The following is an 8,730-nucleotide window of genomic DNA, read 5'->3' as shown; positions in this document are numbered from 1 at the left end:
CTCCCTTATTCTTCGAATAAATAGCGCAAATAAAGCTCGAACACGTCTGTAGAGGCCCCTTCGTACAGAAGGTGCTGATCGACCATATCCGGCAATGCGTTAACCTCAAGAATCCCCCCGTTCTCTTCAGTGAGCGGCAGACGGATATCCCGGCAGCGGATATCGACGCCGGCCACATCGAGCTGCAGCGCCCCGGCCGCGTCCACGGCCATCTGCGCGCTCTCGGGATGCAAGTCCCCGGATCGGTCGAGCGCGATTTCGCTGATATCTTCCGCCAGCATGTTGCCGCTTGCATACAGCTCTGCCCGCTCGCCCTTCTTCAGAATCTCCTCCAGGCTTCTTCCGCTCTCCTCCAGATGCCTCAGCAATGAGCCGGACCGGATATCGATCGGCTGGAACGATCCGGCCTCCCCAGCGCCATTGCGCCTCATCTGGTTGTCATTCAAGCGGGCGATCAATTGCTCGACCGTGGATTCGCCATCGCCTTCGACAGCCGCAGGCCGATATTCCAACGCGCCGGCGGCTTTCCCGTCGATGACCAGGATGCGGTAATCGGTGCCTTCGACATATTTTTGAACCATGACCTGCTTGCTGAAGCGACGTGCCGTCCGAATCGCCTCCGCAAGCTCGTCCTCTCCCCGAATGCGCAAGGTGACGCCTACGCTGCGGCTTGTATCCAGCGGCTTCACCGTCACCAGCCGATAGGCTTCCAGAAACCGGACAGCCTCCTCGCCCGGCTCGGACAGGACGATATACTCCGGTATAGGCAGCCCCTTTCTTCGCAGGAGCAGATTGGAGGCCTCTTTGTTTTTCGCCAGCAATCCCGCCATTAGCGGCATTCTGTGGGATCTGGTTCTATTGATAATGATGCTTTTGCCCTTATACGTCAGCTCAAGGAAATCCTCGCAGCCTTCTATGAGGGGCTTTCCCGTTATCCCCATCTCCTCTGCTTTTTTGAGAATAAGTCTGTTCTGCGTCTGCGCATCTCGCGACTGGCTGCGGTTCAATGCCATCCCTCCCGAATATGAGACAAAGTCGTACAGCATCCCCCTTTAATTGATAATGATTTTCAATATCACCATAATCATCATAGGGTTTGGCGGAAATCGTGTCAATATATATAATTTATGTTTATTTATGTAACAAAAAACAAACGCCCGTTTCTCCTGGAAACAAGGCGTTTGTTAAGTCGAGCTTCGTGTTGCGATTCAGCCGGGTTGACCCGCGGCGATCGCTTCGTGTTTGATTTTAGGGCAGGTTACGCAGTAATCCTCGGGCTCATCCGATGCCTGGTAATAATAGCAGCACGTTTTTCGAATTCGTATCGGCTGCTCAGACGCGCGGGTGGCTTGCTTGGGACTGTCGAACCTCGCCAGCGGATTTTTGGTTTCTCCGAAGAGCTCCCCGGGCGCGACCCGAACCAAATAGTCGTAATCCTCCCGAACGCGTTCCTTGTCGGCTTTACCGATTCCCTCGATGAATTTGTTCTCATAGAGCCAGAACACATAGATCGCGGTATTCTCCCACAGAACGGCTTTGGAGATCGGCACGGACTTGGCTAGAAATTGCCATGTCGGAGCCAGGTTCCCGGCGAAAATACTGCGAACGATCCGCTCCCGCCACGCTTCCCGCTCCCCCGCGACCGGCTGGGAGACTTGCCACTCGGCCAAGCGGACTCTCGGAAGCCAGGCCTGCCCCTGGTAATAGGACTCGACATGGCAATTATCGATGGAATAATCCAGTCCCTTGTTAAATACACTCATCGCATACAGGCTGGACGCCATAATCAGAAAGCTGTATCTCTTGGCGAACAGAGAAGCCGTAGCCGTCTGGGTCGAGGCTTCGAACACCTCTCTAACCCTCTCCAAATAAGGCGCGCACTTCTCCCGATTCAGCAGGTCGAGCGCCGGGATGGAAAGGCTTCTATTGTCGGACGGCTCCAGCGCCAACCGATGGTCTTTCGTTAATATCGCGATCTCTTCCGGCGTATATGTACCTGTCATCGCCATTCCCTCATTTTCTTCATGAGATCATTCTGCCTTTGCCCCATGGCACGCACAGCGGTGTTCCGTACAGCGGGTCCCGGATAACGTTCGACCTCATGTTGAATACGGACTCAATCATCTCAGACGTTACGACCTGCTCCGGCGGTCCCTCGACGAACACCTTCTGATCCCGAATGGCCACGAGATGATGCGCGTAACGGCAAGCCAGATTAATGTCGTGAAGCACCATCACAATCGTGCGCCCTTCGCGCTCGTACAGCTCGTACAGCAGGTCCAGGGCTTCGATCTGATGCGTCAGATCCAGGTAAGTCGTCGGTTCGTCCAGCAGCACGATCTCCGTGCCTTGCGCCAGCACCATCGCAATCCAGGCCCGCTGCCGCTGTCCGCCGGACAACGAATCGACCTTTCGCTCCGCAAGCTCGGTCAGGCCGGTCGTCTCCAAAGCGTGCCGCACATGGCGCTCGTCTTCCTTCGACCATTGGTGAAGCCAGCTCTGATAGGGATATCGGCCCTGCTTGACCAGCTGCAGCACGGTCAGGCCCTCCGGCGCCGAAGGTCCTTGCGGAAGCAGCGCCATGCGCTTGGCGACGTCCTTCGTCGGCAGCGCGGCAATGCTTCTTCCTTCGAGCAGCACATTGCCTTCCCGCGGCTTGAGCAATCGGGCCATCGTGCGAAGCAGCGTTGACTTGCCGCAGCCGTTGGCGCCGATCAGCGCCGTGATTTTGCCTTTGCCGATAGATAGATTCAAATCCTGAAAGATGAATTGATTGCCGTAGCTGACCGTCAGCTCACGAGCTTCAAGGGCCTCCATGGTTCACGTCTCCTTTATTTACCATTACTTTAAGCATTTATACGAGTTCTGTCAATGATACTGATAATTATTATCAATAAATGATTGAAAATGAATTCCATTTCCTCTACAATGTTTGAGGATATGTTCAAAAAATCCAATAGACAACCTAGGAGGGATCAACTTGAAACGGTCACTTGTACTCGCTTTAGCGGCGGTACTGTGGGTGATAGCGGGCTGCGGCGCCTCCCCGTCATCCGACAGATATATAGAAACCCGGAAAAGCACGGGCGAGCCTGCCTCGACGGCAAGCGCGGAAGCCATGCCGACGAGCACCGCCGACGCAAGCGGGCAATCGGACTTGCAAGCCAGTCCGGCGCAAGAGGCTTCTCCAGAAGCAGAGGCTTCGCAGGAAATCCAGGAAGCAGAGTCTCCGACACCTACGCCTTCACCATCGAAATCGAGCGAAGCTCCCCCCAAGAAATCCGCCCCTCAGAAAGCTCAAGAGGCCAAGCAGAGCAATGCCTCTGTCGGCAAGACTGTTACCGACTCCATTATCGCCAAAGACGAGAAGCCCCCTGAGGCCGGAGCGCTGAAAAAACCGGTCGAGCAAATCCGCTCTCTCGTGAAAGAGCTGAAGCAGCATGCGGAGAACGGAGATGCCGAGAAGATCAAGGACATTTCCGCACAGATCGTGCAAGGCTGGGTGGACATGAAGGGCGACGTCAATGCCTCCTATCCGGAGATGACCGAGTTTCTGCAGGAAAAGATCGATAGCCTAAGCGAGCTGCACTCCGCGGAATCGCTAGATTCCGAGGCGCTTCTTCAGTTGGATTACGAGCTCTATCAAGCGTTCCGACAATTGGCAGACAAAGCGGGCCTGTAACAGCCGTTTTATTTTCTGGAAAATTATTCTTGACATCAACGGGCAAGCGCAATAGTATGAATACGTCATACATGATAATGATAATCATTATCAAATAACTCGAAGGGTGGATTTTGTTTTCATGATAAAGTCTGCATTCCGCACGTTGTCCTTATGTCTTTCCTTCCTGATCGCCGCCGTTGCCGTTCCGTTCGCTGCAGCGTCGGCCGCTGCCCCTATTCAAGTCATCGTCGACGGAAAGCAGCTTAGTCTCGATGTGCCGCCTCAGATCGTCAACGGGACGACCATGATTCCTTACGGCGCGCTGGCATCCAAGATCGGCGCCAAGATAAGCACGGATTCCAAAACCAAAAAGCTCATCGCCAAAAGAAACAATACGACCGTTGAATTGACCATCGGCAGCAACAAAGCGACGGTGAACGGCAAGTCCGTCACGTTGAGCACCGCGGTCATAGAGAAGAACGGCCGCACCCTCGTCCCTCTGCGCTTTCTGGGCGAAGCCTTCGGCCTGTGGGTGAATTGGTCCGACAGCACGAAAACGGCAAGCATCGAAACCAAGCGCACCATCAAGCACGCCATGGGAGAAACGACGCTTACCGCTGTTCCGCAGCGCGTCGTCGTGCTGTTTAACGGAATGGTCGATATCTCGCTAACGCTGGGCGTCAAGCCGATCGGCGCTGTGGAATCCTGGGTACAGGCGCCTTGGTACCACTATCTCCGTTCGGACATGAGCGGCGCCAAAAGCCTGGGCAGCGAGCTTCAGCCTAATATCGAAGCGATCGTCGCCTTGAAGCCGGATTTGATCATCGGCGCGAAGACGCGTCACGAGAAGATTTACGGCCAGCTGTCCAAGATCGCTCCGACGCTGTACGCCGACCAGCTGTTTGAATGGAAAGACAATATGGATCTTGCCGCCAAGGCGCTGAATAAAGAGACCAAGGCCTCGGCGTTCATGAAAGAATGGAACAAACGGGTCGCGGACTTCAAGTCCAAAATTCGCAACCACGCCGATATCGAGGTGTCGATCGTCCGCTTCTATGACGACAACTCCGCGCGTATCTACAACACCGGATTCGCGGGCAACATTCTCAATGAGCTTGGCTTGAGCCGGCCCAAGGCTCTGAAGGGCTCCGATAAGGTGTTCATGGATCTGGCTTCCCAGGAGCAAATTCCGCTGATCGACGGCGATATCATCTTCGACATTACTTCCAGCAACAACGGCGGAGACGAGTTCAAGACCCAGGCGGAATGGCAGAAAAATCCATTGTGGACCAATCTCAAGGCCGTCAAGAACGGCAAGTATTACAAAGTGAACGACATTACCTGGAACATGTCGGGCGGCGCCACTGCCGCGAAAATGATGCTTGACGATTTGTACTTCTACTTCGACCTGTAATCCTTCTTACAAGAACCGAATGAGCGCGACACGAAAGAATGGGCTTCCGGCTCATTCTTTCGCATGTCGCGGGACTGGAGCGACCCGTATGGAAAGGCTATTTTCCGGAAATCTGGCCAAGGTCTCCGGACTGGCGATCGGCTTCCTTCTGCTGATCGCGTTTGTGTTCGCCAGCATGGCTTACGGAATCACGACGCTTAGCTGGTCCGATGTCTTTCATTCCTTTACGCAATACGACGAGACGTCGAACGCGCATATTATCGTTCAAACCTCCCGCGTCCCGAGGGCCTTTACCGCTGCCGCGATCGGCGCCAGCCTGGCTGTCGCCGGCGCGTTGATCCAGGGACTGACGAGAAACCCGCTCGCCGATCCGAATATTCTCGGAATCAACTATGGAGCCTCCTTCATGATCGTGTTTGCCGTCACTCAGCTATCCATCTCTTCCTTGCCGGTGCTGACGGGCGTTTCCTTCGGCGGCGCGGCCGCGGCCGCCATCGCGGTCTACTTGCTCGGATCGCTCGGCCGCGACGGCTTGACGCCGCTCAAGATCATTCTGGCGGGAGCCGCGCTGAGCGCTCTCTTCTCTTCGTTCACGCAGGGAATGCTTGTGCTTGACGAGCAGGGGCTGAACGAGGTCATGTTCTGGTTGACCGGCTCCGTCGCCGGAAGATCGATGGAGATGCTGAGCGCGGTATTGCCGATGATGGTTGCGGGGTGGATCGCTGCGATGTGGATATCCAGACAAATGAATGTACTGACGATGGGCGAGGATACAGCGCAAGGGCTGGGTCAGCGGACACTGCTCATCAAGCTGGCCGCCGGGCTGATCATTGTGGCGCTGGCAGGAAGCTCCGTCGCAGTGGCCGGTCCCGTCGGATTTATCGGCTTGGTCGTACCGACAATCGCCCGCGTCTTCTCCGGCAACGATTACCGTTGGATAATCCCGTATAGCGCGCTGCTCGGAGCGATTCTCGTGCTCGCGGCCGACATTGCCGCCCGACTCGTCATTCGGCCGGAGGAGCTTCCGGTAGGCGTCATGACGGCGATTATCGGCATTCCGGCCTTCATCGCGATCGCCAGAAAGGGGATCGACAAGAAATGAAATCCTTTGCATCCATTCGCCTCAAGAAGCTTCCCGTTTCCTTTTTCGTTCATCGAAGAGCTTTGCTCTTGACGCTCTCGCTCTCTGTCGTCAGTCTTGTCGCCATGATTCTGAGCGCTGCGATGGGAGACATGAGCATACATCCGCTGGAGGTGATCCGAGCGGCGTTCGGGGCGGGCTCCGAGGAGCATATTCTCGTCGTTCAGACGCTTCGCCTTCCCCGCATTCTAGCGGCGTTTCTCGTTGGCGTGGCGCTGGCCGTAGCGGGCTCGATCCTCCAAGGGATCATTCGCAATCCGCTGGCTTCGCCCGACATCATCGGCATCACGAGCGGCGCTTCTGCGGCGGCAGTCGCCTTCATCAGCTATCTGGCGGGAACGGTCAGCATCGCATGGCTGCCCGTAGCGGCAATGGCAGGAGCCGGCATAACGTCTATCCTGATCTATCTGCTGGCGTGGAAACGGGGAGTTACCGCGATACGGCTCGTGCTTATCGGAATCGGCATCAATTTCCTACTCGGGTCCGTCACCAAAGTGATGCTTCTGAAAAACCCGGTCTATACGTCGTCGCAGGCTTATGTATGGCTGACCGGCACGGTGTACGGCAGCGATTGGAGCATCGTCATGATGATCGTGCCGTGGGTAGGCTTCTTTGTTCCGCTTGCCTTCGTGCTTGCCCGAAACGTAAACGTGCTTCAGTTGGGAGACGACATCGCCGCCAGCGTGGGCAGCTCGGTCCAACGGCAGCGGTTCACGCTGCTTATGATCAGCGTTGCTCTGGCCGGGGCATCCGTAGCGGTCGGGGGCGCGATCTCGTTCATCGGACTGATCGCGCCCCACATGACCCGCAAGCTGGTAGGACCTTCATTCGGGGGCGTGCTGCCGGTATCGGCATTGATCGGCGGACTCATCGTCGTTGTCGCGGACACGATCGCCCGCACGGCGTTTCTGCCTTACGATATTCCCGTCGGCGTATTTACCGCCGGCGTCGGCGCCCCCTTCTTCATCTACTTGCTGTATCGGCATCGCAACTCATAGCCTCCGGCGGCGAAGCGCTCAGAGAACGGTCTCGCAGATCGGCTGCGCGCTTCGCCCCGGCGTCTCCGCCCCCTTCGTCAGACCGAGATGCTCCCGCAGCGTGCGGCCTTCATACTCCGTTCGGTAGATTCCCCGGCTTTGCAATTCGGGAACGACCTTATCCACGAAATCATCAAGCCCTTCCGGCAAAAGCGGAGGCATCAGGTTAAATCCGTCGGCCGCCTCCGAGAGCAGCCATCGTTCCATGACATCGGCGATTTGCGAGGGCGTCCCGGCATACGTAAAATGTCCCCTTCCCCCTGCCGTGCGCACAATCAGCTCGCGAATCGACAAGCTTTCCCTGCGCGCCAGGTCGACCATGAGCTCGAAGCGAGCCTTTTGCCCCCTGATTTCGTCAAGACTGGGAAGCGCGTCATACGGCAATGGGCCGTCCAGAGGACAATCGAACAGGTTCGTCTGCAGAATATCGGACAAGCACTTCACCCCGTATTCCGAAACGGCTAGCTCGTTCAGCTCCCGCTCCTTCTGTTTGGCCTCCCCTTCCGTATCTCCGACAATCGGAACAAAGCCCGGCATGATTTTCAGCTGTGAGGACGACCTTCCAAGCTGCCGCGCCCTCTGTTTAACATCCGCATAGAATGCTGCCGCTTGCTCCATCGTGTTCTGGGCGGTGAAGATCACCTCGGCCAATTCGGCCGCAAATTGCTTGCCGTCCTCCGAAGAGCCCGCCTGTACGAGTACGGGATACGTCTGCGGCGAACGCGGAAGATTGAGAGCTCCCTTCACCGATAAGTATTTCCCTTGAAACTCTGCCCCCGTAATCCGATTGACGTCCGCATAGATGCCGGACTGCTTGTCCATCACGAGAGCATCCTCCGACCAGCTGTGCCACAGCCGCTTGACGACCTCCACGAATTCCCTCCCTTTGTCGTATCTGTCCTTATGCTCAAGATGGCTTTCCTGGCTGAAATTTTGCGCGGTGGCATCCCCCGTGGAGGTTACGATGTTCCAGCCGGCGCGGCCTCCGCTGATGTGATCCAAAGAGGCGAACTGACGGGCCAGCTGATAAGGCTCGTTGTAGGTGGTCGAAGCCGTTCCCGTCAATCCGATCCGCTCGGTTGCCGCCGCCAGGGCAGACAGCAGCGTCAGCGCCTCCAGCTGGGGGATGACCCGATGCTTGATCGTGTTGGCCAGCCGGTACTTCGCGGCAATGAAAATCGAATCCATCTTTCCCCGTTCCGCCGTCTGCGCCAGCTTGCGGTAATAGTCGAAATCGGTAGCCGATTGCGGTTGGGCGTTCGGGTGACGCCAGGATGCTTCATGATGCCCCGTGCTTAAAATAAACAAATTAAGATGAAGCCGCCGGTTCGGTACGCTCATGAGTAGCTTTCTTCCCCTTCCATTCGTTGGTATTTTTAGTTCTGTCTTCATTATATTGATAACGATTATCAATTTCAATTATAAAGTAAGGTAAGGAGCAATCTAGCAAGCCGAACGCCGCCGTTCCGGCTTG

Annotated in this window: 8 protein-coding genes; 4 read left to right on the top strand and 4 right to left on the bottom strand. The window is 56.2% G+C overall.

Annotation, left to right across the window (positions count from 1 at the left end):
• Nucleotides 1-5: 5 nt before the first annotated feature.
• The 3 genes from ACFO1S_RS07110 to ACFO1S_RS07100 all read right to left on the bottom strand — a co-directional run bounded on the left by ACFO1S_RS07110 (nucleotide 6) and on the right by ACFO1S_RS07100 (nucleotide 2,817).
• Nucleotides 6-1,007 (bottom strand): ATP-grasp domain-containing protein, encoded by a 1,002-nt coding sequence (locus ACFO1S_RS07110; protein WP_378126509.1) that lies wholly within the window; start codon nucleotides 1,005-1,007, stop codon nucleotides 6-8.
• 201 nt (nucleotides 1,008-1,208) lie between these two features.
• Nucleotides 1,209-2,003 carry an IucA/IucC family C-terminal-domain containing protein gene (locus tag ACFO1S_RS07105; protein ID WP_204605153.1) on the bottom strand — a complete coding sequence of 265 codons (795 nt, stop codon included), beginning with the start codon at nucleotides 2,001-2,003 and terminating at the stop codon, nucleotides 1,209-1,211.
• A 19-nt stretch (nucleotides 2,004-2,022) separates the two neighbouring features.
• Entirely contained in the window at nucleotides 2,023-2,817 is a 795-nt protein-coding gene (locus ACFO1S_RS07100) for an ABC transporter ATP-binding protein (protein WP_204605154.1), read from the bottom strand.
• Between the two features lie 163 nt (nucleotides 2,818-2,980).
• On the opposite strand from ACFO1S_RS07100, the gene ACFO1S_RS07095 reads away from it, so the two are divergent.
• The 4 genes from ACFO1S_RS07095 (at nucleotide 2,981) to ACFO1S_RS07080 (ending at nucleotide 7,217) form a co-directional block, all read left to right on the top strand.
• Nucleotides 2,981-3,682 carry a hypothetical protein gene (locus ACFO1S_RS07095; protein ID WP_204605155.1) on the top strand — a complete coding sequence of 234 codons (702 nt, stop codon included), beginning with the start codon at nucleotides 2,981-2,983 and terminating at the stop codon, nucleotides 3,680-3,682.
• Nucleotides 3,683-3,803: 121 nt separating this feature from the next.
• Nucleotides 3,804-5,078, top strand: a complete 1,275-nt coding sequence (locus tag ACFO1S_RS07090) for a stalk domain-containing protein (protein WP_204605156.1) — start codon at nucleotides 3,804-3,806, stop codon at nucleotides 5,076-5,078.
• Nucleotides 5,079-5,166: 88 nt separating this feature from the next.
• Nucleotides 5,167-6,180: a FecCD family ABC transporter permease gene (locus ACFO1S_RS07085; protein WP_204605157.1), complete on the top strand. Its 1,014-nt coding sequence runs from the start codon at nucleotides 5,167-5,169 to the stop codon at nucleotides 6,178-6,180.
• Nucleotides 6,177-7,217 (top strand): FecCD family ABC transporter permease, encoded by a 1,041-nt coding sequence (locus tag ACFO1S_RS07080; RefSeq protein ID WP_204605158.1) that lies wholly within the window; start codon nucleotides 6,177-6,179, stop codon nucleotides 7,215-7,217. The genes ACFO1S_RS07085 and ACFO1S_RS07080 overlap by 4 nt, the downstream gene beginning before the upstream one ends.
• A gap of 18 nt (nucleotides 7,218-7,235) precedes the next feature.
• Here the strand turns inward: ACFO1S_RS07080 and ACFO1S_RS07075 are convergent, their stop codons facing one another.
• Nucleotides 7,236-8,597, bottom strand: coding sequence for an LLM class flavin-dependent oxidoreductase (locus tag ACFO1S_RS07075; protein WP_204605159.1), 1,362 nt, complete (start codon nucleotides 8,595-8,597; stop codon nucleotides 7,236-7,238).
• Nucleotides 8,598-8,730 lie beyond the last annotated feature (133 nt).

The organism is Cohnella boryungensis (genome assembly GCF_042651945.1).
GTDB lineage: Bacteria > Bacillota > Bacilli > Paenibacillales > Paenibacillaceae > Cohnella > Cohnella boryungensis.
This window is presented reverse-complemented; position numbering and strand designations above follow the sequence as displayed.